The organism is Borreliella valaisiana VS116, assembly GCF_000170955.2.
Taxonomy (GTDB): domain Bacteria; phylum Spirochaetota; class Spirochaetia; order Borreliales; family Borreliaceae; genus Borreliella; species Borreliella valaisiana.
In genome coordinates, this window is sequence record NZ_ABCY02000001.1 from 301,043 (window position 1) to 326,951 (window position 25,909).

Genomic DNA, 25,909 nt, shown 5'->3' on the forward strand with positions numbered 1-25,909 from the left:
TCTACGCATTTTTCAAAAGCCATGTTCTTATAAGCTTGGCAACATCTTCTGGCTTTTCCCTGGCTAAAAGCTCAGCATTGCTTTGAAGCTCATCACCTTCCCTAATTCCACCAACAACATCATCAACGCCAATATCATCCCCACTATCCATTAAGGCTTGTTGACGTCTCAAATGTGCTTGCTTTGCCAATTCCTCTTCTCTAAGACGTCTTCGCCTTTCAAGTTCTCTAGAAATAGCAAAAAATATTGTAAATACTAAAATTAATAATGAAAATATTATACTTGCAATAAATAAAAAATATTTAAACCTTTCACTTGCAAAATAGTTCTCATCTATTTTTCTAAATTCATTCATACGATCAAAAGATATATTTCTAACTGTTATTGAATCGCCTCTTTCTGGCTTATATTCAAAAGAACTTTGCAAAACATCTTCAATATTCTTTATTTCTTCTAATGCCATAGGCTTATATTCTCTTTTTCTCATTCCATTTTCTATTACGAAATTTCCCTTCTCATCATAAACAAAGCTCCAAATACCATCCACAAAAATACCAAGAGAAACACCTACGATCCTAGCCGGCTCTTTTTCACTTGTGGATTTTTTTTCATTTAAAGCAACATTTTTGATCTCTTGAGACTCATTATATTTACCAGTAATATCGCTTAAATCCTGATACTCAGGGGGAGTATTGCCTTCTTGACCAGGAGGCCCCCACGGACTATATCCTTGCCCCTGATATTCTTTTTTCTGAGTCTGAGAAGATATAATAGTTGAATCGCTTACTTTTCTGGTGTTATAAGAAGCTTTTGGATCTTGAGATTGAAGCTCAATAGGAGCATACTCTTTAGACTCTATAGTTTCTTTTGAGGTGTCAAGTTTTACATTTACTCTTGCTATCATAAATCTATCAACAGATAAAACCTTACTTAATGCAGAGTCAATTTCTCCCCTAAGCATAGCTTCATACTTAAGCTTTAACTTACGTTCTTTTTCTGCTAAGTCTATCCTATCTATTCCATCTAAGTTAGAAAAATCATTTAAAATAGTTCCACTATTATCAACAATAGCAATATTATCAGATTCAAGACCCTCAATGGCATATTGAATAAGCTTAACAAGCCCTTCAACTTTTTTTCTATTAGTAATAATATCAGAGCCAGGTCTTGGGGTAATTCTAACAGATGCCTTAACAGGCTCTTGCGCCTCCTTAAAAAGAGCTTTCTCGGGCATAACAAGATTCACACTAACAGCATCAACATCATCTAAAGCTACAATATGCTGCTCAACAGCTCTTGTAATAGATCTTCTAAGATTAATGCTTCTTTCAAAATCAGTAATAGTCCATCTATCAATATCAAACAAAGCCCATGGATCCATATGAATAGGCACAAGCTCTTCTCTTACAAGAATTGCTCTCATTTTCTTTGCAAGCTTTTCATCATCTAAATAAATTCTTCCATCGGAACTCAAAAAATATTTAACATTTTCTCTATCAAGTCTTTGCGATATCCTATCTAAGAGATATTGATCTTTAATCTCAACTCCAAAAAGAGCAATACTTTGACTTTTAGTAGAAAGTCCTATCAAAAAAACAAACGCAAGAATAACAAAAAAAATAATCAATCCTAAGGCTATTTTCTGAACCGTACTAGCTTTTTTGAAGATTCCTTTTGCTGAAACAAAAAAATTAGTAAAAAAATTGCTCAAAATCTTATGGCTCCTTAACGAATATTGATTATATCTTGATAAGCCTTCATACCTCTCTCAACAACAGCCTTTAAAATGCTTAACTTCATATTAGCTTTAGAAATCGCTATTACAAAATCATGAACATCAACACTACTAGGTTTAAGAACAGCTTGTTCCATAACTTTAGAAACATTTAATTGACTTTTGTTGACATCAGTAATCGTATTTATTAAAACATCCTTAAATGTTTTAATATCATTGCTTTTGGCAATGCTTTTAGAAGAACCAAAAAGATTCACATCAAAATGCAAAGGATTTTTTTTAACCAAATTAATATTATTCTCTGTAAAAAAAGCATCTATTCTCATCAATGATCTCTCCTTTAGCTTTGAAGTATAGCTAATGCACTTCTAAACATAGACTTACTACTATTAATAACAGTAGAATTTGCCTCATAAGCACGAGAAGCTGAAATCATATCTACCATTTCTTCAACTAAATTGACATTAGGAAGCTCCACATAACCTTTTTTATCTCCAAAACTTATTGAATCAGGATGGGTTGGGTCATATTTTAACTTTAGTGGAGACTTATCTTTTTCAATGCTAGCAACCCTAACTCCTTGCCCAATACCATTATCAAGATAATCTGGAATAAAAGGACCTTTCCAATAAGGATTATTAACCCTTGGTGCAAAAATAATCCTTTGCCTTCTATAAGGTCCACCATCAGGAGTTCTAGAAGTAGAAACATTTGCAATATTATTAGAAATAACATCTATCCTCAACCTTTGTGCTGTCAATCCCGTTGAAGCTACATTAATGCTTGAAAACAATCCCATTTTACATTCCTTAAAATATTAATTTATTTTAATACAATATTTATACTTTTAAAATAATGCGACTGAACATTGGTCATAAGATGATACATCATTTGATTTTGTACAAGTGACTTAATCTCAGAATCAATATCAACATTATTGCCATTATTATTCATGGTTGAAAAATGATCAAGAAGTCTATGAGGCTTAATATCTAAATACTCTGGATTTTTAAGTCTAGACAAATGCTTATCACTAGATTTGATTAAGTTTAGATCATTTCTATTTTTATTTAAAAAAGCCTTTTCCAGCTCTGACTCAAAAGAAATTTTACTTCTCTTAAAATTTGGAGTATTTACATTTGCTATATTGTCAGAAATAACGCTTTGTCTTAAACTTAGAACATCTAAATACCTATGTGAAAAATCTATAGATCTTTCAAAATCATTCAAATTAAAACCCCCTCGTTTAAAATTGCTTTTAACTAAATTATATAATAATTTAAATCTTTTTGTTCGTTAATTTGTATTTTTTTATTAACATAGTCCAAGTTTATTTCAAATTTTTTCAACTTACTACCTGGCACTTCAAAAAAAAGATCTGCAAGCACTCTTTCCATAACACCGTGAAGTCTTCTGGCACCAAGATTTTCATTCTCAAGATTCATATTAAAAGTAAGCTCTGCAATTCTATCTACAGCCTCCTCGCTAAACTTTAAATCTAAATTATAAACCTTAAACATCGCAACATATTGCTTTATTAAAGAATTTTTTGTTTGTTTTAAAATTTTTTTTAAATCGTCTATGCTTAGACTCTTAAGCTCAACCTTAATTGGAAATCTCCCTTGAAGCTCGGGTATTAAATCAGAGGGTTTAGCTAAATTAAATGCTCCTGCTGCAATAAATAAAATATGAGAAGTATCAACTATTCCATATTTTGTATTAACTTTAGAACCTTCAATAATTGGTAAAATATCTCTTTGAACGCCCTCTCTAGATACATCATTCCCACTCCTATTCTTAGCAGCTATTTTATCGATCTCGTCAATAAAAATAATTCCCATATTTTCAACTTTAGATTTTGCAATATCTGAAATGTTCTCATGATCAACCAATTTCTCAAGCTCTTCTGCTAAAATTATTTCCTTTGCCTTTTTAATCTTCAATTCTCTTTTCTTTTTTCTATCAAATATATTGCCTAATAAACCGCCAATTCCCATATCAATTTCTTCAAAATTACCACCTGTAAATATTTCTATTGTGGAAAATGGCATTTTACTAGAAATTTGTATTTCAATAGTAGTATCATCAAGCTCGCCTGCCCTAAGCTTTTTTCTAAGCTTCTCTTTTACCTTTTCTTCTGCTTTTATTTCATTTGGATCTATATTCTTAGAATTACCAGATCCTTTAAAAAGACTATCGACTATTCTCTCCTCTGTTTTTACTAAAGCATCTTCTCTTACGGTACTATACATCTCATCTTTTACCATATTAACTGCAATGCTCATCAAATCTCTAACCATAGATTCAACATCGCGACCAACATAACCAACCTCGGTATATTTTGTAGCTTCAACTTTAAGAAAAGGAGCTTTAATTAACTTAGAAAGTCTTCTTGCAATCTCAGTCTTTCCAATGCCTGTTGACCCAATCATAATAATGTTTTTAGGCATTACCTCATCTTTTATTTCTTTTGGAAGCCTGGACCTTATATATCTATTAACAAGAGCAATCGATACTAATTTTTTAGCTTCGTCTTGACCTATGATGTACTTATCAAGCTCTTCAACTACATCTTTGGGAACTATATAATGCTCCTCTAATTTATTCATTTTCAATCTCCTCAAGCACAATGTTAGAATTAGTATATATACATACTCTTGCTGCTATTTTTAAAGATCTGCGCGCAACCTCAAAAGCACTTAATTTTTTGTTCTCCATGTAAGCAAGAGCCGCTGAATACGCATAATTACCACCACTACCAATTGAAATAACATCCTCCTCAGGTTCAACAACATCGCCAGTGCCAGAAATCAAAAGAATATTGTTAGAATCAGCAACAAGCATCATAGCCTCAAGCTTATGAAGTATTTTGTCCGAACGCCAATCTTTTGCAAGGTCAACAGCTGCTCTTTTAATGTCAATCAATCCATCACCTTTTGCCTTAATTTTTTCTTCAAATTTTTCAAAAAGAGTAATTGCATCAGACGTTGAGCCTGCAAATCCTGCCAAAATTCTCCCATTAAGCAATTTTCGTATTTTAATAGCATTACTCTTTAAAACAGTATGTCCAAAAGTTACTTGTCCATCTGCTGCTACCACAGTCTTACCATTTTTTTTTATTGCAATAACTGTGGTTCCTTTAAAGTCCATATTACCCCCTATTCATATACCTCTTTTAAAAGTTCTCCAATAAGAACATCAGATACATTTTTACAATTACAACACTCTTTAGAATCGTTTTCAATATTATTGGAATCTACATATTTAATATTCAATAAAGCATAAAGATCCTTAACGGTTTTTATCTCTTGCGCCCCAAAACCGTACAATTTTATAGCTCCATCACCACAAAAATTTAAATCATAAACATAAATATCAAGTCCCAAATCAAGACCAAGTTCAGCCGTAATCAAAGCTCCCGATTTTAAGGGCGCATAAGTTATAAAAATAGCATCCGATAAGCCTGAGATCAATCTATTTCTTTTAGCAAAAAAATAATTTTGAATTTTGTCAAACGGTAAAGTCTCAGTAATTATTCCTCCACCTTGCTCTAAAAGCTTGAAAACATATTTTCGATTTTGCTTAGGATAAATATTATCAATATCTGTTGGAATAACAGCAAATGTCCTGCTATTTTCATTTATTGCTGCTATATGAGCCTCAATATCAGCTCCAATCGCAAATCCAGAAATAATCTCTACACCATTTTTTGCAAGATGTGAAGAAAATTCTCTTGTTCTCTCAGCAAGAGTTTTGCTAATTTTTCTAGAACCAACAACAGCCCAAGACAATGAAGAAAAATTTGGTAAATTGCCTTTATAGTAAATAGCAAAAGGAGGATCATAAATTCTTTTAAGCTTATTAGGATAAAACTTAGACCCTAGAGTAGTGATTTTGGCATTTGTCTTTCGAATAACTTTTTCTTGTAATTCTACTAATTTTAAATTGGGTAGCTTAAATGATCTTCTAAAAGATCTTAAAAGATAAGATTCAATGTCCTTTTGGGTCAATTTAATAATATCATTAAAATCAAAATTATTAAAAAGCTTTAATTTTTCCTTGCTTTTTAAAAATTTCAAATTATCAATATAAAGCAATTTCATCATAAATAATTACTTCAAATTACTCATGATCCTAGAAACACCTTCTTTTTGCTCTTCAGTTGAAGCATTTTTACTAGCTTTCTCATAAAACAATATAGCATTACCAAGATCACCTAGCGAATAATAATTTGCACCTCTTAACATGAAAAACTCAAAATAATTCTCGCCCATATCTTCAAGTTTGTTTAAATAATTTTTAGCCTCAAATTGTTTGTCAAGATCATATACATACATATTAGAAATAGCAAAAAGAGATTCTTTAAAATCATCTCTGATTGAAAGTGATTTTAAAAAAGAATTTTCAGCAAGAGTTATGTATTTTTCAACTTCATCTTTTACTCTTAAATTTTTAGCTAAATTATAAGAAGCAACACCTATGTAAAAATGAGATAAATAATTATTAGAGTTGATTTCTAAATTTTTAGCAAAATACTCAATAGCAGGTCCATACTGACCAAGCTTAAACAATTCAAGACCAATCAAATTGAAAAATCTAGCTTTCTTATCAATAGAATTAACTATCTTTAAAATATTTTTATCTTCTTTTTCAATAAATTCTTTATAGACTTCAATCTTAGATTCAGATCCGCCGCCTAAAATTTCCAATTCTCTTAATCTAAGCCCAAGATTCAATTTTTCTTTAGATTCGCTACCACAAGATAAAAATAAATTAATAAGTATTATTAACGACAAAATTTTCATCTAATCATCGCTACTTTTTTTATTTAAATTTCTAAGAAATGTTGGAACATCAATATCATCATCAAAATAATTAACATTTTTGGACTTTGTTGCAAAAGAAGAATCTTGATGCTCATAAGATCCAGAAGGAATATTTTGATTGCCTGACATTAAAGTATCAAACTCTTTAGAGCTTAAAGTATTATTTTCTGGCACATTTGATATTTCTTTTTGTCTCTTAGATGCAAAACCTGTAGCAACAACAGTAACATAAATTTCATCTTCAAGATTTGAATTAATGGCATGACCATATATTACAGTAGCCTCATCATCAACACTAACAGTAATTATTCCCATAATCTCTTCAAGTTCAAGCAATGAAAAATCATCTCCACCAGTAACATTAACAAGAAGCCCCTTAGACCCTTCAATACGAACTTCTTCAAGTAGTGGATTGCTAATTGCAGAAGTTGCAGCATCAACAGCTCTGTTCTCACCCTTACCATACCCGATCCCCATTAAAGCATCGCCTTGGCCTTGCATAATACTTTTAACATCAGCAAAATCAATATTAACCTCTCCATGCTCAATAATAAGTCCCGCAATACCTTGAACACCCATTCTCAAAACATCATCTGCACGCTTAAAAGCATCTTTAATGGTAGTCCTTTTGTCAACAACAGTTAAAAGCTTTTGATTTGGAATAATAATTAATGTATCTACGGACTTCCTTAGGTTATTTATTCCTTGCTCAGCAAGTCTCAGCTTCTTAGGACCTTCAAACTTAAAAGGCTTTGTTACAACTCCAACTGTTAAAATACCAAGCTCTTTTGCGACTTGCGCAATAACCGGAGCGGCTCCGGTTCCTGTTCCACCCCCCATACCAGCAGTAATAAACACCATATCAGCACCGGAAAGATGATTACGTATAACATCTATGTCTTCCTCCGCTGCAGCTTGTCCAATCTCGGGCTTTCCTCCAGCACCAAGTCCTGCTGTAACTTTTGCCCCAAGAGCAATTTTTATGGGAGCAATAGAGGTTTGGAGAGCCTGAAGATCAGTATTGGCTACAATAAATTCAACATCTCTTACTCCATATTCAATCATACGATTAACAGCATTACTGCCTCCTCCTCCTGCACCAATCACTTTAAGAATTGTAGGATTTGTAGTAGAATCAAATCTTCTTGTGTTGCTATCAATCATATTATAATCTTTCATCAACGCTTCCTCCACGATTGGTCAAAACCATTCTTTCAAAAACCAACCTTTCAACTTTGAAGATATTTTATTTTTTCTTTTAACTTTACTGCTTACCTTCTTTAATTTATTGAATTTTTGTTGCTCGTGCTTATAAAGAACAAGACCAAGAGCTGAAGAAAACTTGGGATCTATATGCTCTTCTCCAATTCCATTAATACTCATTGGCAAACCTATTCTTGCGGGATAATTAAATACTTCTTCTATTAAATTAGAAATACCTGGGAATAAAGCCCCTCCACCTGTTAAAACTATCCCACCATTAATTTTATTATAAAGTCCCCGTTTAAGTATTTCCGCGCGCATCATTTCAAAAATTTCTCTCAGCCTTGAATTAATTATTACAGACAACTCTTTTCTACTTTTCTCTTGAGGGGGTCGAGTTCCAAGATTTGGAATAATTACAGTTTCCATTTGACTCTCAAGAATAGATGGGTGAGCAATTCCAGCTGTTATTTTAATATTTTCAGCAACATCCTCAGGAACCTTCCAAACCTGCGCAATGTCAAGAGTCACCCTATTAACACCAATAGGAATCACTCCCGTATAATAAGGGGAGCCGTCAATATAAAGAATAATATCCGTTGTCCCTTTACCCATATCAATAAACAAAACACCCATCTCACGCTCTTCTTTAGAAAGAGTTGCGTAAGATGAAGCTAAGCTTCCAAGAACAACCTCATCAACGGCAAATCCAGCTCGATTTACACATCTGACTAAATTCTGACTAGAAGAGCTAGACCCCGTAATAATGTGCACCTCCCCTTCAAGACGAATACCCATCATGTCTATTGGATTTTTTATATGAGGTATTCCATCCACAATAAATTCTTGAGGAATAACATGAAGAATTTCTCTATCCATTGGAATTACAATTGCTTTTGCTGCTTCAATCACCCTTTCAACATCTTCTTCGTTAATCTCTCTTGTTTTTGAATTTATTGCAACAACACCACGTGAATTAGTTCCTTCAACACTACTTCCAGACATAGAAACCGAAAGAGATGTAATATCACATCCTGAGATGAGCTCTGCAGCCTCAATAGAATTAGATATTGAATCAAGAGCCGCTTCAATATTTATTAAAACTCCCTTCCTAACTCCCCTTGATATACTAGTGCCTATTCCAACTATTTCTAATTGATCATTTAAATTTACCTCAGCAACAACCGTACAAATTTTTGAAGTTCCAACATCCAAACCTACTATCAAATTCCTAGACACTAACCTTCTCCTAACAAAATGATATCACCACTTCTTAAATCTATAACGCCAGGTTTTCCTTTAAGCAAATCAACCGCAAGAAACACTTTATGCATTACATCCATTAAATCCATATCAACTGTTATCAATATTTTATTATATATACTTTTAATATACAAAATTACATTATAATCATAAAAATTCAATTTTAAAAAATTGACCTCTGATATTAAATTATACAAATATTTTTGATTTATTTTAAGATAATCAAGGCCTCTTACAACATTAAGCATTCTATCCTCTAGAAAATCTCCTACATTATTGTCATTCAAAACTAATCCGCTAATTATAGGTAAATCGTAGGTTAAATACTTGCTTTTTTCCAAAATTACACCATCTGATGCAATACAATAATAAGTAATATTACCATTTACGTTTTCTAAAGCAACAGCAACAGGTATCCTTTTCTCTATTTTAATATTAATTTTGTTAGGAAACTTAAGATCAACTTTAACATTCTTTATTCTTAAATCTTTTTTAAGATTCTCCTCATATATTCTAACATTAGCATTATGATAATATGTATTAGGTTTAATTCCCGAAATTCTGATTATTTCCTCTTTAGAAAAAGAAATATCATTATTAATAATAATATATCTAATCAAAAAATAAGGAGACACAAAAATAATAATTATTATTTCAAAAAAAATTAAAGACGTAAAAAAATATATATACTTAATTAAAAATTTTCTCTCAAAAATCATAAACTAACCCGATTTACACTACTAGAAAAATTTAATCAATTATTACTTAAGTTTTTTGCAACATTTGAAATAAGACCAGAAAGCGCCATGGTAACAATAATAGAAGATCCTCCAGATGAAAAAAACGGCAAATTTATCCCGGTGGGAGGCAAAAGCCCAATTGCAATTAAAATATTCATTATACTTTGAAGAAAAATTGCAAGACTTGAAATAAATGCAAGAAAAAATTTAAACCTACTATCAGAATGAATAGCTATAAAATAACCAAAGTAAAAAAACAAAAAAAATAAGCTTATAGCAAACAAAACACCTAAAAATCCCAATTCCTCTCCAAGAACTGAAAAAATAAAATCAGAATTAGCCTCTGGCAGTTTTCCAAGTTTTACCTCTCCCATTCCCAAACCTTTGCCAAAAATTCCCCCACTTTTTAAAGCATTAAGAGATGCTATTATTTGGTAACCTTTGCCAGAAGGATCGTCGTAAGGATTGAGAAAGGCAAAAATTCTAGAAACTCTATAAGGTTCAAGCATCAAAAATATAGCAGAAACTGGCAAAAAAGTAATCACAATAGCAAAAACATAACTAAATGCCATATTAGAAACAAACAAAACAATAAAAAAAAGAATAGCAAAATAAATAGCTGTTGAATAATCATTTTGCAAAATTATTAACACCCAAAAAATTGCAAAAATAAACATTGGTTTTAACCAATATGAAACACCATTGTTTTTTCTTAGATCAAACTTACTCAAATAAGATGAAAGATAAACAGTAAAAGATATTTTAAAAATCTCAGAAGGTTGAATACTAATACCTTGAAAGAATATCCATCTTTTTGCTCCAGAAATGCTTGGGGCTAAAAAAGTTGCCAGAATTAAAAAAAGAGTTATAATCAATACAGGAAATATTGATTTTTTTAAAAAATTTAAAGAAATTCTCTCAAAAACTAGGAAAACTATAAAACTCAAAAAAAGATAATTAAGTCTTGTAAAAAATAAAAAATTTGGATTACCTGTCAACTCTAAACTTAGAAAAAAGGAAGAGGTATAAAAAACTACAAGGCCATAGGCTACTAACAGTAGCAAAACAAGTAAATAACATATCCTAAGTGAATTTATCTCTACAAACATAATAAATTATCTGATTTTTATCGTACTTAAAGCAATTATAGCAAATATTAATCCTATTATCCAAAATCTAATAACAACTTGCATCTCAGACCACCCAAGTTCTTCAAAATGATGGTGAAGGGGGGCCATTTTAAATACTCTTTTTTTAGTCTTTTTGTAAACCATGACTTGAATAATTACAGACATAGTTTCAATAATAAAAACACCCGCAAGAATTGAAAATAGTATTTCACTTTTTAAAATCAAAGCTGCCATTCCAAGAATGGCGCCCAGAGCCAGACTACCCGTATCTCCCATCATAATTTTAGCAGGATAGGCATTAAACCATAAAAATCCAAAACTACCCCCAAGCAAAGCTCCAAGAAATATTACAAGCTCTTCAGAGCCTTTAATATTTGGAATATGTAAATAAGCTGCAAAATCAGCCCTGCTTGTAAGATAGGCGATTATTATTAAAGCTCCTGTTATAACTATACTTAATCCAATTGCAAGCCCATCAAGCCCATCTGTTAAATTAAAAGAATTAGAAGCAGAAATTAAAATAAACATGCCAAAAGGAATGTAAAATACACCCAAATCTATTTGAAAAGATTTAATAAAAGGGAAATAGATTATACTAACATGCTCACCCCCAAAATAATACAGAATGCCAACAGAAATAAAAGAAAATATCATTTGCCCATAAACCTTAAATCGAGCTTTAAGTCCATCTGAAGTTTTCTTTTTGATTTTCAAAAAATCATCTATAAATCCCAAAAAAGCAAATCCAAGCATAACAAAAACCATAATCAAAAAATAAACATTTAGAATGTTGCTCCAAAACACTAAAGAGATAAAAACAGAAAAAAAAATAAGAATGCCCCCCATAGTAGGAATTCCTGTTTTTTCACTTAAATGCCTTTTAGGACCATCTTCTCTTAAAATCTGATCAGCTCTTAATTTTTTTAACCTTAAAATAATATAGGGGCCTACAATTAAGGAAAGCAAAAATGCAAAAATTGTAGCATAAGCCATTCTAAAGGTAATATATTTGAGCAACCGCAAACCTAAAAGGTAAAACATAAGAACCTCATTATCAACTAAATATAATTTAAAATTCTCTCCAACCTGTTGAACCTTGAGCCCTTAATTACAATAAAAACTGAAGGTTCTAAGCTTTTTAAAAAAAAATCAATAAATTTATCAAACTCACTAAAATAATATAAACACTTTTCAACTAAATTTTCAGAATCCCTAACAGCTAAAAATTCTTCACCAATTAGAAAAATTTTATCAAAATTCATTGAAATAGCTTCTTGAATTAAATCTTTATGAGTTTTGTATTCAAATTCTCCAAGCTCTTTAAAAGATCCAAGAATTATAAATTTTTTATTTTGGATATTAAGATCCAAAATTATATCTTTTAAGGCCATAAAAGAACCCATATTCCCATTATAAGAATCATTTAAAATTAAATATCCATTTTGTGTAAAAATTTCTGCCCTACCCTTTTGAAAAGCAGTTTCAATTAAACCTTCTCTTATTTCTTTTTCTCCCATTCCTAAAAATAAAGCCAAATTAATACACCCTATTGCATTAAAAATATTATGCCTGCCTAGCAATAAAATAGAGTATTCAAACCCTTTGTAAATAAAATCATAAAAAATTTTTCCTTCCAGAAAAGAAAATGATTTAATATTAAGATTTTCAAAATCAAAATAAACAATTTTAACATTTGGATTTTCGATTTTTGCTTTTTTTTCAAGATAAACACAATAATCATTCATTTCATTTAAAACAAAAATTTCAATGTTTCTACCAATTATTTTGCTCTTTTCAAAAGCAATAACTTGTAGCTCCTTGAAAGCTTGCATATGTGCGTAGCTTATATTCGTAATAATAACAATTTCCGGTTTTAAAATTTGGGATAAAAGATCCATTTCTCCAACATAACTAACTCCAACTTCAAAAACAGCATATTCCTCATTACCTTCTACCCTTAAAATACTAAGAGGAAGCCCAATGTCAGAATTTAAATTACCCCAAGTTTTGTAAGTTTTATATTTCTTCGAAAGTATACTATAAAGCATCTCTTTGGTTGTAGTTTTGCCATTACTGCCTGTAATAGCAATTCTTTTAAAGCTTGTTCTTTCAATCAAACACGATGCTAAAGTTTGAAGAAGTTTTATTACATTGCTTGTAAGCAAAAATACTAATTCTTCATTATCATTCAAATATTCAATACACTCAGATTCATGATCTCTTGAACATACAAAACATTTAACACCCAAATCAATTAAATACTTAACAAAAGAAAATCCATCTACTTTATTTCCCTTATATGCAAAATAAAGACTAACATTGATATTATCATTCTTTATTTCTCTACTATCTAAAGAGTAAAACGATACTATCTTTTCAATATTTTTTATATTCCCTACAAACTTCACATCTTTAGAAGAGATTAAAATATCTTTAATCTTTATACGCACACAAACCTCATTCTAAATTTTTTACTCAGAAAAAATATTTATATCTTCATTAGCCTTCTTTTCCAAATTCAATTCTGAAAAAGAAAAGCTTTCTATTCTATTAATATTTTCAAGTTCATATATTACTGTGAGCAATCTTAAATTATCATCAATAATATTTTCCTGTTCATTGTCTAGATGATAAAATTCTCTAAGCTTTACAACATATCTGAAATTTAAGTAAATGTTAAAACACAGTATAACTGTTAGTATCAAAATTAAAATACAATAAACTTCAAACTCAATTTTACTTATGCTATTCATAATTTTTTTACAGCTCTAAGCTTTGCGCTTCTTGAAGGTTTATTTTTTTTAATCTCATCGAAACTTGGAATAATAGGCTTTTTTGAAATCTTAGCATACAAATCGAAGCTTAAACTCCTAAAAAAATCTTTTACAATACGATCTTCTATTGAATGAAACGTAATAATAGCTAAAATTCCATCTTTAGCTAAATTTTCTACCCACAAAGGCAAACTCCTTTTAAGCCTAGTAAGCTCATCATTTACATAAATTCTTAACGCTTGAAAAGTTTTTGTAGCTGGATTTATTTTAGCTTTTGAAAAAGGATAAACTTTATTTATTATGGACTGTAACTCTTTTGTAGTTTGTATTTTTTTAATTTTTCGATATTCTACAATAGCTTTAGAGATTCTTCTAGAATAATGTTCATTACTTAAATCATAAATTAATTCTTCAAGATCATATTTACTAAAAGTGTTTACAATCTCAGCCGCACTAATGCTGCAAGAAGAAGAACAAAGTCTCATATCTAAAGGTTCATCTTCAAGAAAAGAAAATCCTTTTTTACTGCCCTTGTAATGAAACATAGAAATACCAAGATCAACTAAAATAAAATTGGCTTTGGCATTTAAAGGGTAATTGGCAAAAAAATTATCAAACCAATCATTAAAATATGTAATTCTATCTTCAAAAATAAGAAGGAACTGCTTTGCTCTTTGTAAAATTTGAAAATCTCTTTCAATTCCAATCAAACTTAAAAAGTCATATTTTTCAAGAATAGCTTTTGCATGAGTACCTTCTCCAAGAGTAGAATCAATGTATATTGAATCGCTTTTTACAGGCAAATCTTCTATAAGCTTACAAATTGCATCAAGAAGTACTGGAAAATGAAAAACATTATTATTCATTTAATTTAAACCTATAAATTATTTTTTTTTCATTTCCATAAACATCGCCATATTTTATTTTAATTTCATTCTTACCCTTAACAAAATTAAGATCATTTATTTTAAGGCATCCGCCATCTTTTTTAATATTCAAAATATCTAATCCGTAATTTTTCTCTTGAGTTAAAATATATGTATTATTAATCAAAAAAATATTTTGAAAATCTGAACGAAAAATACTTTCATTATTCAAGATGATCTCAAAATAATAAATTCCTTTAAGAGAATTTTCAAAAGATTCTAATTTTTGAGTATGAAAATATAATAAAAGACTGTAATGACCAGAATCAACACTTAAATTTGTATTTTTTAATAATTCCAATCTCTCATCATCACCCTTTCCTTTTAAAAACACCTTACCTAAAGTATAAACTGTCTCAGCAACTACATTGTTTTTATTCTTAATAACAAACAAAGGATTGATAATCTTTTTAGCACTAGGATCATTAACTACTAAATCAATAACACTCTTTTCATCATTTAAAAAAATCTTTCCAAGTTTATAAAAAAAACCCCCTAAAATCCCTAAATTCAAATTTAAATCATTGTCAAAAATGATCAAAATACTACTATTTCTATCTACTCTATTTTTTGAATATAAGATTTTATAATTATTTGAAAAAACAGATACTGTTTTTTTCAAGGGCCTTAATCTTATTCCAATATTCAATTTATTATTATCCAATGCACCAAAATCTTTAACTAAAGCAAACTTTTCATCATTTTTAAATTCCAAAAATGGATATAAATCTAAAATATTAAAGAAAAATATAAAAACAATTAAAATCACTGTCCCAATCCCAAATATTTTAAATCATTATTAGTATTAAAATACAAAATTCCATTTCCAAATTCAACAAAAGAGCTTATTTCATCTTTAATAAAAATATTATCAAATAATCTAAAAGAATTTGCAGAATAAGTCTTTATATTAATAATTTTTTCACTCTCAGAATAAAAATATATTCTGTAAATATTTTGAAAATAATCATATGATGCTCTTAAAATAGAATTTTTATTTTCAACTTTAAATATTCTAACACTTTTAATATTTATCACCACAAGTGAATTTTCACTTTCAATAAACAAATTATAATAATCATCTATTTTTATAAAAGTCTCAAAACTATTAATAGCTAAATCGCTTAATTCTAAAATTTTTTTATAATTATTCTCTAAATCAATTATTTCTAAAAAATACTTGGAATTACCTTTTATTGAAACTAAATATTTATTATCAAAACTTAATTTAACAAACCATGCTGGAAATTTTCTCTCCAAAAAATTTTCCGTATAAATTATCTTGCCTTGTTTATATATATTAACCTCTCCATTAGAAAGCCCTAAAACTAAAACTTCATTATTGTAATCCACACTTAAAATTGAGGACAAAAAATTGAGCACTAGTATATTATTTCCACCAGAATCATAAATCTCCAAAGTTTTATACAAGTTGTTTAAAGTAAAAATTAAATTATTTATTACAAAAACAAAATCCTTGAACTTGAGCTTAAATAAAAATTTATTGTTTTTAACAGAAAAAACAGAATAATCCTGACTAGAATTTAAAAGCACATAATAATAATCTGAATAACTTATTAAGTTATCACTTAAAAGAGAATAACAAGATTCTCCAAAATTAAGATTTAAAACCTTATTTGATACAAAAACATTCTTGCTTAAATTTATATTTTTATAACCGGATTTATTTTCAAAACTCTTAAAATCATAAAAATTAGATACATTCATAGTAGATCTTATAAAAAAATCAATCAAAATTATAAATAACAAAAACAAACTCAAGATCAAAAAAACTTTTAATTTCTTGAATTTAACTGCACCCTCTTCTGAATTGAAACTCAATATAAATTCTCTCCCACTTTAATCTATCTATTTTGCCTTAATTAAATCCGAACTAAACTTTGAAGACCAAACTCCATGAAACCTTGAAAATTTTTCAGCAACTTCTTTTTGAGAAGCTATTGTGGCTAAAGATCTTCCAGCTTCAAGATAACCAAGAGAATGCAATCCAAATTCATGAGATCCACTAAGCTCATATTTACTTCTTAAAATAAATGCTCCTTCTTCTAAAAGCTCAAACACTTTAATAAGATGTTCAAATTGAAATTTATAATAAGGACTCTCAAGTTTTAAATTTTTAGAAAAATCTCTAAAGTCAATAATATTTTTAGAAAAAATAATAAATTTAAGATATACATCCTCAAGGAAAACAAGCGTCTTAGAATCTTTTTTGCTAAAAATTTTAGCCAAATCAATTAAATAGCCCAATTTTTTAATAATTAAAAACCTCTCTTCAGGGTTTAAGTTAAGAGCCTGGGGCATTTCAATTAACTCTCTTGGAGTGATGCTAAGAATGGGACTAATAACTAAACTAAAATCAGAAATCAATCCAGACAAAATTTTTTTTATAGAATAATTAACTTTCAATCTAGGCCTAGTATAAAAATAATTTAAAGACGAAACATAACTTAAAACATTTAAATTAAAATCAATAAGATCAGATGAAAGCTTAGCATTTAATGTAAATTCACTAGTCTCTTTTATAGCTGCTATATCATTTAAAGTCCTTAAAATAAGATTATTAATGTACACTATTTTTTTATAATTTTCATTATCAATTAAATCCATAAACACCCGCCTAAAACTCATACAAAGGTGATTTATCAGCTATCCAATACATTGATTTAATAACAAACATATTAAATATTTTAACAAGTTATAAATTTATAAAAAACACCCTTGGAACATTAACTTTACCAATAAGCAAAGCACTAACATCCTTATAATAAATTATGTAAAATTTTAAATACTTTTTGAAAGTATCAAGTCTTAAAACATACAAAATCCCCTAGTCTTATTAAAGATTAGATTAAATCAAGCATTCAATTAACAGCCAATAACAATATTTATTTAAAGAACACTGCTTGAAAAAGCATTAAACTTACAATAATTTATTTTTCAATCTCTTAACAAAAGTATCCGTGCAAAATGAAACAAAATTCAAACTTTGAGAAGAAATTTTAAATTCAAAAACAACATCAACTCCAAAAGAACCAAAATTAATTCCATCTAAAAAAATTGATGCTGCTGCTATGAAATATTCCTTTGAAAAAGAAAGAGAAAGTTTACTTAATTTAGAAAACACAAAAGAACGATTATAAACAGAATGGGGAGAAATAGGTGTAAGTAAAAACCCCTCAAGATCTGCTTCTAAAATAGGACCTCCTGCTGAGAAAGAATACCCTGTTGAACCTGTTGGAGTAGATACAATTATCCCATCACTCTTATATGATAAAAAACTTTCAGAATTAACCTTAAGATCTACATAAATCATTTTATTAAGAACGCTTGAGCGAATAATAATATCATTTAAAGCATATTTAGAAATTAAATCTTTACCGTGCTGATAAACTGTTGCATGAAGCAAAAATTTTTTATTAATAACTAAAGAATTGTTAAAAAATTTATCTATGACTTTTTTAAAATCTTCGATCTTAATATCTGCCAAAAACCCTACCTTGCCCATATTAATTGAAATAATAGGAATATCAAAATTTTTACTTTCAAGAAGCAAATTAACAGCCAAAAGAACTGTTCCATCTCCTCCTAAAGTTACCAAAAAAAGAAAATTTTCTTTTGGAAAAGAAAATAAAGGCCTGCCAACATCTATTAACACCACCTCAACAAAATACTTGGTTTCTAAATAAACTTTAATATCATTGCCTAAAAGACTAGCTCCTGACTTTAAAGTATTAATGCAAAGAAGTACCTTATTCTTCATATTGATCTTTATAAGGAATATCGTCAAATTCACATTTATCAAAAATTTTTGTAATATCAATTAATACTAAATATTCACTCTCAAGATTATCAGTCTCATCAAGCTTTACAACTCCGGATATATATTTTCTATCTAAAGTTTGCAAAGTAGCAGGAGGTTCTTGGATTCTAGAATCATCAAAGCTAATAACTTTAAGAACCCTATCAACAAAAATGCCCAAAAGTTTATTTTTAATCTTAACTATTAGATATCCTGTCAAAAGCATATCTTCTTCTGTTGTTGAAATAGAAGGAACTCCAAATTTAATATTTAAATTAACCAAAGGAATAATACTGCCTCTAAGATTATAAATACCTATAATATATTCAGGAACATTTGGTATAGCATAAACTCCTTCTGATGGAACTTTAATAATTTCTCTAATGTGCTCTATTGACACCCCATAACTTTCTTTGCCTATTTTAAAACCCGCAACTTGAAGCTGTGACTTCCTCTCTTTAGATATTTCTTTTTTCAACATATTTTTATACCTTTAAATTGATACTTACAACAATTTAATTAAATTACTACTTGCCAAAACTTTTACCTAAAAAATAAATTTCAAAAGAATTTTTCCTTACAGCTTTGGGCCTAATTTTTTTTACAAATTTAAAATATTTTTCAAACCTTTTAAAAATTTGCATCTCATCTCCCCCCTGAAAAACCTTAATAAGCAAATTTCCTTTTTTAAGTAAAACTTCAAGCGATAAATCTATTATTCTCATACTTAAATTAAAAGAATTACTGGTATCTACAAGTCTATTTCCAGTAGTTCTAGGAGCTACATCGCTAATTACAAGACTATAAGGCCCAAACATATTAATTTTAGAAACCGTATCCTCTAAAAATATATCTCCCTTTACAAAATAAAAATTATTAACATATTTAAGACCAATGTCATTAATATCAACAGATACTAAAATGCCTTTTTTAAGCTTTTTATAAGCATATTGGGAAAAACTACCAGGTGCTGCACCAATATCTAAAACATTACCAGAAGAAAATAAAGAAAATTTTTCATTGATTTCTATCAATTTATACACAGACCTTGCCAAATACCCTTCTCTTTTAGCTTTTTGAGAATACTCATCATCCAGGCAATACACATCAATCCCTTTAATACACTTTATTATACTTTTTCATTATAATTCTTATTATGCAAAATAAACTATTTTTAAAAAATATTGAAAAAAATATTAATAATGTCTTTTCAACAACTAATTTTCTAAATTTATTCAAAGATAAAGATTTAAAATTTACTCTTAAAATAAAAAAGGAAACCCTTGATTATATTAAAGCACCAGCAATTGAAATCATCAATAGAGGCGGAAAACGAATAAGACCAATGATAATGATTCTTTTGGCTTACGCATTGGGTTTAAAAGAAAAAAACGACAAACTAATATATAAATTAAGCCTGCTGCTTGAACTTCCCCATTCTGGAAGTTTGATTATTGATGATATTGAAGACAATTCGCTAAAAAGACGAGGCACATCAGCAATACATTTAATCTATGGAATAGATAACAGCATAAATGCCGGTAATTTAATTTATTTTTTACCTGCAAAATTAATAGAAAGATCAAATTTAAAAGAAAATCAAAAATTACTAATTTATGAAAATTTTTTTACAACTCTTTCAAATCTACACCTAGGACAAGGAATTGACATTAAATTTCACAATGAATCGTACATTCCAAGTATTAAGGAATACATTTCTTTAGTAGAATTAAAAACAGCTTCACTTTTCGGAATGGCTAGCTTTTTAGCTGCAATACTCACAAATAATGAAGACAAAGCTAAAAAAATTTACAGCACATTCTTAAAACTTGGCGTTTATTTCCAAATAATAGACGATATTAAAAACATCAAAAATAAAATTAATGGTAAAGAATTTGGAGACGATTTATTTGAAGGAAAAAAAAGCTTGCCAATAATTTATTTTTTACAAGAAAAAAAATTTGAACCAAAAATTATTTCAAAATTTAATCAAATAAAATATTCTAAAACCACTACAGCAAGAAAAGAAATATTTAAACTAATAGAGATGATAAATTCATCAAAATCAATAAGAAACTCAACTATTATTGCCTTGAAATACTTAAACGAGTTTAAAAATGAACTCAATTTATATCCATTAGCAAATAAATATAAAAATCTGTTAATAAATATTGTCGAACAAATAAAAGAAGGAATTTAATGAGAAAAACAATGATACTCGCACTTTTTTATGGCTTGATCCCAAATATTTACCCTACAATAACACAATCAACATTAAAGCTAAATGAGCAAACAAACAAATACACAATAGAAAAACTTTACCAAAAATCAATGCTGCTAAAAAAATCAAAAAAATATAACAAAGCTATAGCAAATCTAAAAAAAATAATTAACATGGATCAAAATCAAGTTGATGCTCATCTTTTGCTCTCAGAATTAGAATATTTAAATAAAAACTGGAAGAAAGCAATTATTAAATCTCAAGATTACTTAAAAATAATAGACTTTAAAGATAAAAAAAACTTTTTAGATATCTCTTGGGCATACTTTTTAATAGGAGAAGTCAAAAATTCAATGGACTACATAATTAAATTTTTCCAAAGCAGTAAAGAATTGTTTAAAGAAAATATATTTATAGCAATTGATGCTCTTTTTAAAAAAAGTATTTATCATTTTATAAACAATGAAAATGCAGCATTTAATACAATACTAACTTTAACGTTCCAATTAGCGATCAATGACGATACTTTATTTATCATTTTTTTAAATAATTTAGAAATAATAAAACAAATACCCTTTTATTATTTCAATAGGGAGAAATTAAAAGAATTATATCTGCAAATTAGCATCCTAAAAACAATTCAAAACACAAAGTGTAGAACTTAAACTAAGATTTATCTTTTTTCTTAATCAACGAAACTAATATATTTATTATTATTGCTACATAAAATGGAAAAGAAAGAGAAAAATAAGAATTTATATACTCTTGAGTACGAAAAAATTGATATTCAAAAAAAACTATCAAAAAAGAAATTGGAAAAATTAATAAAGGATTTGAAAATGCAATATACAGAATGCAAATAGCAAGCCAGCCATTGTTTAATCCCAAATTATAAGAGTAAGCTTTAAGATTTACCGCAATAAATGAACCGGCAAGACTTGCTGTGAAAATTGATACAAAAATTGCAAAAGATTTGAAACGATTACTTATTTTCTCACCCAAAATATCTTCATAATTCCCTGAAGAAATAAATTCAAAAACTGCTCTAATTCTTGAATAACTTATAACATAAACAGTAACAAATAAAAAAATGAAAAAAATAACAATAAAAACAATAATTTCAAAATTTCCAGATAAATTTAAAGTAAAACCAGGAATAAAATTAAAATTACTCTTCATCAAATAATCAACAAGAAAATAACAAAAAATATTAACACCTATTCCTGCTATGAAAATATCATAATTCTTCTTTACTATAAAAGATAAAAAAAATCCAAACAAAAGGCTGATAAAAAGAGCAAAAATAGTCGCTAGAAAAATTCCATATCCAAAATAAATAAAAAAAGATGTCAAAAATACTGAAAGATACGAAATACCCTCAATAGACACATTTAAAAGTCCTATTCTTTCTGTATAAAGAACTCCAAGTGCTAAATACGAAAATACAAGAGCCTGCTCAAAAACACCAAACATCTACTTTTTCCTAGCTTTAATCAAAAATAAAGAGAGAAAAATTGCAATTGATTGACACAGCCCAATAAATTCATACTTAAAGTCATAATTTATATTAAGAAAATTATTAAATTCGATTAATATCGAAAACAATAGACTGAAAAATAATACATAAATATAATTAAATCCTGAAATTACAGCAACAATTAAACTGCTCCAACCAAGTCCTGAGGTTAGTCCTAAAACCAAATAAGGTTTAAAGAACACTACAAACATAGATCCAGCAAGACCATTTAAAAAGGCACTACCAAACACAGCAAAAAACTTATATTTAAATTCATTTATATTAAAAAAAATATCTCTCTTTTTCTTATTGCTTAATATTTCAAGCTGAAGTCCATAAATAGTTTTCTTATGCATAAAAACATAAAAAAGCCAAATTGACACACCAAACAAAAACAAGTAAATAAGTGATGAATCTAAAGCAAATAAACTATTAACTCTTTTTGTATGATTAGAAAAACTACCTGTTTTTAACATATTCAAAATAAATCCATCTACCAACCTTTGATTTCCATAAGAAATTAAAAGACCTGTTAAGGCTCTATTTAATCCAAAGAAAAAAGTAATAAAAAAGGGAATAAGTCCTAAAAGTCCTACAAAAAAAGAACTCAAAAATATTAAATATATAAAATTAAAATAGGTTAATCCAAAAAAACTTGAAAATATATAAACTAAAAATGCTCCAAAATAAACCTGGCCTTCATTCCCAAGATTTAATGAATTACTCTTGGCACAAGTGGAAATACCAGTAGACATGATTAAAAATAAAATAAAGCGCCAAGATATCATCTTAATATAAGAAAATTGAAAAAAATCACCAAAAAAATAGCTAATACTTAATATCAAAAAAGAAAAAATTAATGCCATAAAGCTATTTCTAAACAAGGTCATAAAAATAGTAATTCCTTTAATTTTTCTTTACCAATCTTTTCTCTAGATACGTTTAATAAAACTTCTCCCATTTTCATTGCCAAAATGTTATCTGAGAGCAAAAACAATTCATCTAAATTGGAAGTAATCAAAAGAACTGGCTTTTCTTTTGAATAATTACGAATAGCAATAGACATTTCATTATAAGCTTTGTGATCTAAATTACTTAAAGGAGAAAAACAAATTAAAAAACTTTTTGCAATATACATCTCTCTGTAAAGAGCAAACTTCTTCAAAGTTCCTCCAGAAAATGCCAAAGATTTAGAATAAAGAATTCTATATATTTTCTCTTCGCTACAAAATTCCATTTTTTTTTTAAAAAAATCTTTAATCTTATTAATATAAGATTGCCTAATAAAAATTTTATTTTCAAAATTCATAAATTTAGCTAAAAAATTATCCAATATACTACTATTATCAGGAAATAAATTGCCAATACCTAAGGGTAAAAATCCTGCTTTACACTCAAAAATATTTACTCGTTCATATCTAATGCCATCAATTTTTATGCATCCAACAAAAATAAGCTCCCCTAAGAATAATTTTTCCCACGTTTTAATTGTCGCTTCTTCGCCAATTATTCCTAAAACACCCCTTTTATTTAAAGAAAAACTAACATCGTACTTCCAAAAATCTTCAAAAAACAGATTAAATTTAATAGAATCTTTTTCAAATTTATTAAAATTAATATTTGCAAAAAATAATTTATCACTAGAGGATTCAAGTTTGCTCAAAATTGATTCTTTGTTTATTGTTCTAAAACATTTTCCATCTTTTAAAACAATAAACTCATCACTAAATTTTACAGCATCTGTTATCTCACTGTGAGTAATAAAAAGAGAAGCAATTCCTGATTTCTTAAGCAATACAAGCAATTTTATAAAAGCTTGAGCTTCTTTTTGAGAAAAATAAGCAGCACTCTCGTCAAAAATAATTATTTTTGCATTCTCTTTAAGAGAAGCAATAATAAGCAAAAAGTAAATTTCTTTAATATTTAAATCTTTAATTTTCTTGTCTAGATCAAAAGAAATTTTATAAAATTGCATAAGCCACCTATAATACTTATAGGTCTTAGACTTATTCATCGGCATGAAAAATGCATAACCAAACCAATATATACTCAAATATTCCCATACTCTTAAATTCATTTTCAAATTAGGAACTTGAGAAACGAGATAAATACCATTATTTTTAGCTTTATCTACATTCCAATTTTTCTGCCTAATGCCATTGACCAATATTTCACCACTATCAAATTCAACAAGTCCAGCAATAATCTTAGCTAGAGTACTTTTCCCCTCCCCATTTTTACCAACTACTGTTAAAATTTTAACTTCTCCAATTCTTAAATTAATACTGTCCAAAATAGGCTTATCAATATCTGGAAAATACTTAACTATATTTTTAAACTCTACCATTAATTTTGTTCCAAATTAATTTCTATGCCATTTTCACTAACCTCTTCTATTTTTTTTAAAAGATCTCTTTTCAACTTTTGACTGGTTCGCTCTAAATAAAAAACATTAGAAATATTAAATAAAACTCCTTTGTGTTTTATACCAAAAATATCAGAATTACCATAGTTAATCTCTGACTTAAGCGCCTTATCCAAAACATATGAAACATAATATTTTTGATTTGTAATTCCCGAACCAATAATATTTTCTTTATTATCTAAATAATCTTCGCTATCAAAAAGAATTGCAAAAATATTATTCTCTCTAATAGAGGAAAGCACTCCTTTAACAGCAGGTCCTACAATAGGAAGTATTACCAAAGCACCCGAATCCTTAATCAAAGAATCTGATAGCAATTTAGCTAAATTGCTATCATGCCAATTGCCCAAAACTCGATAATAAACTTCGGAATTCGTGCCCACATCAAGAATACCTTTTTTAAAATAATAATAAATATAATCTCTCATAATAGGATAATCTTGACCTGCAATAAGAGCAGCATTCCCAAAGCCAGAATTAAATTCCTTTAAAAATAGACCTACATAATATCCTAAAACATATGCTTCTTCTGCAACATTATAAGAAACTGAATAGACTTGGTTGTTAGTATTTTTGACCAAAGAATCAAAAATGAGAAACTTAGTATAAGGGTAATCACTTGAAACACTGTCAACAATATCTTGCATAGCATTATTTGTAGTTATTAAAAAATCATATTTTTTTGAGGTTAATAATTTTTCAAGCATGTCTATCCACTCGCTTTGATTAAATCCGGCTTCTAAAACTTTAATTTCAAGATTTTCATGCTTTTTTTTAAATTCAAACAAAGAATCATACATTTCTTTATAAGATGGAGATCCTGAAATAATTCCTGGAATAAATAAAGCAATATTTGTTTTATTAGAAATATTAACCTTTCGCTTTTTAAAAAAAATTAAATAAACAAATAAATATAAATGGAATATCGTGAATAAAATCCAAAACCCTTTAAAAAACACATTCTTACTCATAAAGATAATACATCCTTTTATTAATTATTATTAAATTTACCTTAAAGCTACAAAAGTTAAATAAAAAAAGATCAATAATAAGCTATGAAAACAAATCTGCCAAAACTAATTAAAAAATTGTACGAATATCTGGAAAACACATCTTTTCCCCCTTTTATAAGATTTTGGCAAAAAAATTAAAAACCTAAATAGCAAAATATTAAGCAAATTCTGAATGTAAATTTTAAATTTCATTGAATAATATAATAAAATTTGAAAATTTTTCATTTCTTAATAATGCTCAATATTAATAAGTTTAAAATAACTAATAAAAACAAATAAGCTACTTTCTCCTTCTATTTGATTTTTCAAGGAACATA

29 protein-coding genes are annotated in these 25,909 nt (G+C 28.1%); 2 read left to right on the plus strand and 27 right to left on the minus strand.

The features are described 5' to 3' along the window. Nucleotide 1: 1 nt before the first annotated feature. The 23 genes from fliF to BVAVS116_RS01550 all read right to left on the minus strand — a co-directional run bounded on the left by fliF (nt 2) and on the right by BVAVS116_RS01550 (nt 19,523). Entirely contained in the window at nt 2-1,711 is a 1,710-nt protein-coding gene (gene fliF / locus BVAVS116_RS01445) for a flagellar basal-body MS-ring/collar protein FliF (protein WP_006068427.1), read from the minus strand. Nucleotides 1,712-1,725: 14 nt separating this feature from the next. After that, nucleotides 1,726-2,061 (minus strand): flagellar hook-basal body complex protein FliE, encoded by a 336-nt coding sequence (fliE, locus tag BVAVS116_RS01450; protein WP_006068564.1) that lies wholly within the window; start codon nt 2,059-2,061, stop codon nt 1,726-1,728. 14 nt (nt 2,062-2,075) lie between these two features. After that, nucleotides 2,076-2,534 (minus strand): flagellar basal body rod protein FlgC, encoded by a 459-nt coding sequence (gene flgC / locus BVAVS116_RS01455; protein ID WP_006068481.1) that lies wholly within the window; start codon nt 2,532-2,534, stop codon nt 2,076-2,078. 23 nt (nt 2,535-2,557) lie between these two features. Then, a complete protein-coding gene (flgB, locus tag BVAVS116_RS01460; RefSeq protein WP_006068692.1) occupies nt 2,558-2,965 on the minus strand; it encodes a flagellar basal body rod protein FlgB in 408 nt (135 codons plus the stop codon). A gap of 32 nt (nt 2,966-2,997) precedes the next feature. Next, the gene (gene hslU, locus BVAVS116_RS01465) at nt 2,998-4,344 is read right to left on the minus strand and encodes an HslU--HslV peptidase ATPase subunit (protein ID WP_006068763.1); all 1,347 of its coding nucleotides are present in this window, start codon (nt 4,342-4,344) and stop codon (nt 2,998-3,000) included. After that, complete coding sequence (gene hslV / locus BVAVS116_RS01470; protein WP_006068858.1) at nt 4,337-4,885, minus strand: ATP-dependent protease subunit HslV; 549 nt, start codon at nt 4,883-4,885, stop codon at nt 4,337-4,339. Before hslV ends, hslU begins: the two co-directional genes overlap by 8 nt. Nucleotides 4,886-4,893: 8 nt before the next feature. Continuing rightward, the gene (gene dprA, locus BVAVS116_RS01475; protein ID WP_040351330.1) at nt 4,894-5,838 is read right to left on the minus strand and encodes a DNA-processing protein DprA; all 945 of its coding nucleotides are present in this window, start codon (nt 5,836-5,838) and stop codon (nt 4,894-4,896) included. Nucleotides 5,839-5,847: 9 nt separating this feature from the next. Next, nucleotides 5,848-6,540 (minus strand): tetratricopeptide repeat protein, encoded by a 693-nt coding sequence (locus BVAVS116_RS01480; protein WP_006068342.1) that lies wholly within the window; start codon nt 6,538-6,540, stop codon nt 5,848-5,850. Further along, nucleotides 6,541-7,740, minus strand: coding sequence for a cell division protein FtsZ (ftsZ, locus tag BVAVS116_RS01485; protein WP_006068239.1), 1,200 nt, complete (start codon nt 7,738-7,740; stop codon nt 6,541-6,543). It abuts the gene before it with no gap. Nucleotides 7,741-7,761: 21 nt separating this feature from the next. Next, nucleotides 7,762-9,003 (minus strand): cell division protein FtsA, encoded by a 1,242-nt coding sequence (gene ftsA, locus BVAVS116_RS01490; protein ID WP_006068679.1) that lies wholly within the window; start codon nt 9,001-9,003, stop codon nt 7,762-7,764. Next, nucleotides 9,003-9,746, minus strand: a complete 744-nt coding sequence (locus BVAVS116_RS01495; RefSeq protein WP_006068398.1) for a cell division protein FtsQ/DivIB — start codon at nt 9,744-9,746, stop codon at nt 9,003-9,005. Before BVAVS116_RS01495 ends, ftsA begins: the two co-directional genes overlap by 1 nt. Nucleotides 9,747-9,781: 35 nt before the next feature. Next, complete coding sequence (ftsW, locus tag BVAVS116_RS01500; RefSeq protein ID WP_006068894.1) at nt 9,782-10,876, minus strand: putative lipid II flippase FtsW; 1,095 nt, start codon at nt 10,874-10,876, stop codon at nt 9,782-9,784. Between the two features lie 6 nt (nt 10,877-10,882). Beyond that, complete coding sequence (mraY, locus tag BVAVS116_RS01505; protein WP_006068629.1) at nt 10,883-11,938, minus strand: phospho-N-acetylmuramoyl-pentapeptide-transferase; 1,056 nt, start codon at nt 11,936-11,938, stop codon at nt 10,883-10,885. Between the two features lie 17 nt (nt 11,939-11,955). After that, nucleotides 11,956-13,347 (minus strand): UDP-N-acetylmuramoyl-tripeptide--D-alanyl-D-alanine ligase, encoded by a 1,392-nt coding sequence (locus tag BVAVS116_RS01510; protein WP_006068284.1) that lies wholly within the window; start codon nt 13,345-13,347, stop codon nt 11,956-11,958. Nucleotides 13,348-13,368: 21 nt separating this feature from the next. Then, nucleotides 13,369-13,650, minus strand: a complete 282-nt coding sequence (locus BVAVS116_RS01515) for a hypothetical protein (RefSeq protein WP_006068844.1) — start codon at nt 13,648-13,650, stop codon at nt 13,369-13,371. Further along, nucleotides 13,647-14,537 carry a 16S rRNA (cytosine(1402)-N(4))-methyltransferase RsmH gene (gene rsmH / locus BVAVS116_RS01520; protein ID WP_006068462.1) on the minus strand — a complete coding sequence of 297 codons (891 nt, stop codon included), beginning with the start codon at nt 14,535-14,537 and terminating at the stop codon, nt 13,647-13,649. Before rsmH ends, BVAVS116_RS01515 begins: the two co-directional genes overlap by 4 nt. Then, nucleotides 14,530-15,366 (minus strand): hypothetical protein, encoded by an 837-nt coding sequence (locus BVAVS116_RS01525; protein ID WP_006068671.1) that lies wholly within the window; start codon nt 15,364-15,366, stop codon nt 14,530-14,532. The genes rsmH and BVAVS116_RS01525 overlap by 8 nt, the downstream gene beginning before the upstream one ends. After that, nucleotides 15,363-16,439 (minus strand): hypothetical protein, encoded by a 1,077-nt coding sequence (locus tag BVAVS116_RS01530; RefSeq protein WP_006068673.1) that lies wholly within the window; start codon nt 16,437-16,439, stop codon nt 15,363-15,365. The genes BVAVS116_RS01525 and BVAVS116_RS01530 overlap by 4 nt, the downstream gene beginning before the upstream one ends. Nucleotides 16,440-16,466: 27 nt before the next feature. Further along, nucleotides 16,467-17,225 carry a hypothetical protein gene (locus BVAVS116_RS01535; RefSeq protein WP_006068520.1) on the minus strand — a complete coding sequence of 253 codons (759 nt, stop codon included), beginning with the start codon at nt 17,223-17,225 and terminating at the stop codon, nt 16,467-16,469. Nucleotides 17,226-17,313: 88 nt separating this feature from the next. Beyond that, nucleotides 17,314-17,439: a hypothetical protein gene (locus BVAVS116_RS06790; RefSeq protein WP_006068473.1), complete on the minus strand. Its 126-nt coding sequence runs from the start codon at nt 17,437-17,439 to the stop codon at nt 17,314-17,316. A 99-nt stretch (nt 17,440-17,538) separates the two neighbouring features. Further along, nucleotides 17,539-18,378 (minus strand): NAD(+)/NADH kinase, encoded by an 840-nt coding sequence (locus BVAVS116_RS01540; RefSeq protein ID WP_006068364.1) that lies wholly within the window; start codon nt 18,376-18,378, stop codon nt 17,539-17,541. After that, nucleotides 18,368-18,898 carry a chemotaxis protein CheW gene (locus BVAVS116_RS01545; RefSeq protein ID WP_006068310.1) on the minus strand — a complete coding sequence of 177 codons (531 nt, stop codon included), beginning with the start codon at nt 18,896-18,898 and terminating at the stop codon, nt 18,368-18,370. The genes BVAVS116_RS01540 and BVAVS116_RS01545 overlap by 11 nt, the downstream gene beginning before the upstream one ends. Nucleotides 18,899-18,944: 46 nt before the next feature. Next, nucleotides 18,945-19,523, minus strand: a complete 579-nt coding sequence (locus BVAVS116_RS01550; protein ID WP_006068963.1) for an SAM-dependent methyltransferase — start codon at nt 19,521-19,523, stop codon at nt 18,945-18,947. 50 nt (nt 19,524-19,573) lie between these two features. Here BVAVS116_RS01550 and BVAVS116_RS01555 point away from each other — a divergent pair, with 50 nt between their 5' ends. Next, nucleotides 19,574-20,617, plus strand: a complete 1,044-nt coding sequence (locus BVAVS116_RS01555; RefSeq protein ID WP_006068845.1) for a polyprenyl synthetase family protein — start codon at nt 19,574-19,576, stop codon at nt 20,615-20,617. Then, nucleotides 20,617-21,303 carry a tetratricopeptide repeat protein gene (locus BVAVS116_RS01560; RefSeq protein ID WP_006068744.1) on the plus strand — a complete coding sequence of 229 codons (687 nt, stop codon included), beginning with the start codon at nt 20,617-20,619 and terminating at the stop codon, nt 21,301-21,303. Before BVAVS116_RS01555 ends, BVAVS116_RS01560 begins: the two co-directional genes overlap by 1 nt. 1 nt (nt 21,304) lies before the next feature. Here BVAVS116_RS01560 and BVAVS116_RS01565 read toward each other — a convergent pair whose 3' ends face one another. Genes BVAVS116_RS01565 through BVAVS116_RS01580 form a run of 4 tightly spaced genes read right to left on the minus strand, consistent with a single transcriptional unit; the run spans nt 21,305 to nt 25,550 of the window. Then, entirely contained in the window at nt 21,305-22,111 is an 807-nt protein-coding gene (locus BVAVS116_RS01565; RefSeq protein ID WP_006068758.1) for an ABC transporter permease, read from the minus strand. Next, entirely contained in the window at nt 22,112-23,044 is a 933-nt protein-coding gene (locus tag BVAVS116_RS01570; RefSeq protein WP_006068949.1) for an ABC transporter permease, read from the minus strand. It abuts the gene before it with no gap. Beyond that, nucleotides 23,041-24,501, minus strand: a complete 1,461-nt coding sequence (locus BVAVS116_RS01575) for an ATP-binding cassette domain-containing protein (RefSeq protein WP_006068934.1) — start codon at nt 24,499-24,501, stop codon at nt 23,041-23,043. Before BVAVS116_RS01575 ends, BVAVS116_RS01570 begins: the two co-directional genes overlap by 4 nt. After that, entirely contained in the window at nt 24,501-25,550 is a 1,050-nt protein-coding gene (locus tag BVAVS116_RS01580; RefSeq protein ID WP_006068821.1) for a BMP family ABC transporter substrate-binding protein, read from the minus strand. Before BVAVS116_RS01580 ends, BVAVS116_RS01575 begins: the two co-directional genes overlap by 1 nt. Between the last annotated feature and the right edge of the window lie 359 nt (nt 25,551-25,909).

Excerpts from the sequence above, each read along its gene's own strand:
- ftsW (WP_006068894.1), bottom strand. The coding sequence starts at position 10,876 with ATGTTTGTAGAGATAAATTCACTTAGGATATGTTATTTACTTGTTTTG.
- BVAVS116_RS01565 (WP_006068758.1), bottom strand. The coding sequence starts at position 22,111 with ATGTTTGGTGTTTTTGAGCAGGCTCTTGTATTTTCGTATTTAGCACTT.
- fliE (WP_006068564.1), bottom strand. The coding sequence starts at position 2,061 with ATGAGAATAGATGCTTTTTTTACAGAGAATAATATTAATTTGGTTAAA.
- BVAVS116_RS01545 (WP_006068310.1), bottom strand. The coding sequence starts at position 18,898 with ATGTTGAAAAAAGAAATATCTAAAGAGAGGAAGTCACAGCTTCAAGTT.
- BVAVS116_RS01515 (WP_006068844.1), bottom strand. The coding sequence starts at position 13,650 with ATGAATAGCATAAGTAAAATTGAGTTTGAAGTTTATTGTATTTTAATT.
- BVAVS116_RS01555 (WP_006068845.1), top strand. The coding sequence starts at position 19,574 with ATGCAAAATAAACTATTTTTAAAAAATATTGAAAAAAATATTAATAAT.
- BVAVS116_RS01570 (WP_006068949.1), bottom strand. The coding sequence starts at position 23,044 with ATGACCTTGTTTAGAAATAGCTTTATGGCATTAATTTTTTCTTTTTTG.
- rsmH (WP_006068462.1), bottom strand. The coding sequence starts at position 14,537 with ATGAATAATAATGTTTTTCATTTTCCAGTACTTCTTGATGCAATTTGT.
- BVAVS116_RS01535 (WP_006068520.1), bottom strand. The coding sequence starts at position 17,225 with ATGGATTTAATTGATAATGAAAATTATAAAAAAATAGTGTACATTAAT.
- BVAVS116_RS01575 (WP_006068934.1), bottom strand. The coding sequence starts at position 24,501 with ATGGTAGAGTTTAAAAATATAGTTAAGTATTTTCCAGATATTGATAAG.
- hslV (WP_006068858.1), bottom strand. The coding sequence starts at position 4,885 with ATGGACTTTAAAGGAACCACAGTTATTGCAATAAAAAAAAATGGTAAG.
- hslU (WP_006068763.1), bottom strand. The coding sequence starts at position 4,344 with ATGAATAAATTAGAGGAGCATTATATAGTTCCCAAAGATGTAGTTGAA.
- BVAVS116_RS01560 (WP_006068744.1), top strand. The coding sequence starts at position 20,617 with ATGAGAAAAACAATGATACTCGCACTTTTTTATGGCTTGATCCCAAAT.
- BVAVS116_RS01480 (WP_006068342.1), bottom strand. The coding sequence starts at position 6,540 with ATGAAAATTTTGTCGTTAATAATACTTATTAATTTATTTTTATCTTGT.
- BVAVS116_RS01495 (WP_006068398.1), bottom strand. The coding sequence starts at position 9,746 with ATGATTTTTGAGAGAAAATTTTTAATTAAGTATATATATTTTTTTACG.
- ftsZ (WP_006068239.1), bottom strand. The coding sequence starts at position 7,740 with ATGAAAGATTATAATATGATTGATAGCAACACAAGAAGATTTGATTCT.
- BVAVS116_RS01580 (WP_006068821.1), bottom strand. The coding sequence starts at position 25,550 with ATGAGTAAGAATGTGTTTTTTAAAGGGTTTTGGATTTTATTCACGATA.
- mraY (WP_006068629.1), bottom strand. The coding sequence starts at position 11,938 with ATGTTTTACCTTTTAGGTTTGCGGTTGCTCAAATATATTACCTTTAGA.
- flgC (WP_006068481.1), bottom strand. The coding sequence starts at position 2,534 with ATGGGATTGTTTTCAAGCATTAATGTAGCTTCAACGGGATTGACAGCA.
- dprA (WP_040351330.1), bottom strand. The coding sequence starts at position 5,838 with ATGAAATTGCTTTATATTGATAATTTGAAATTTTTAAAAAGCAAGGAA.
- BVAVS116_RS01540 (WP_006068364.1), bottom strand. The coding sequence starts at position 18,378 with ATGAAGAATAAGGTACTTCTTTGCATTAATACTTTAAAGTCAGGAGCT.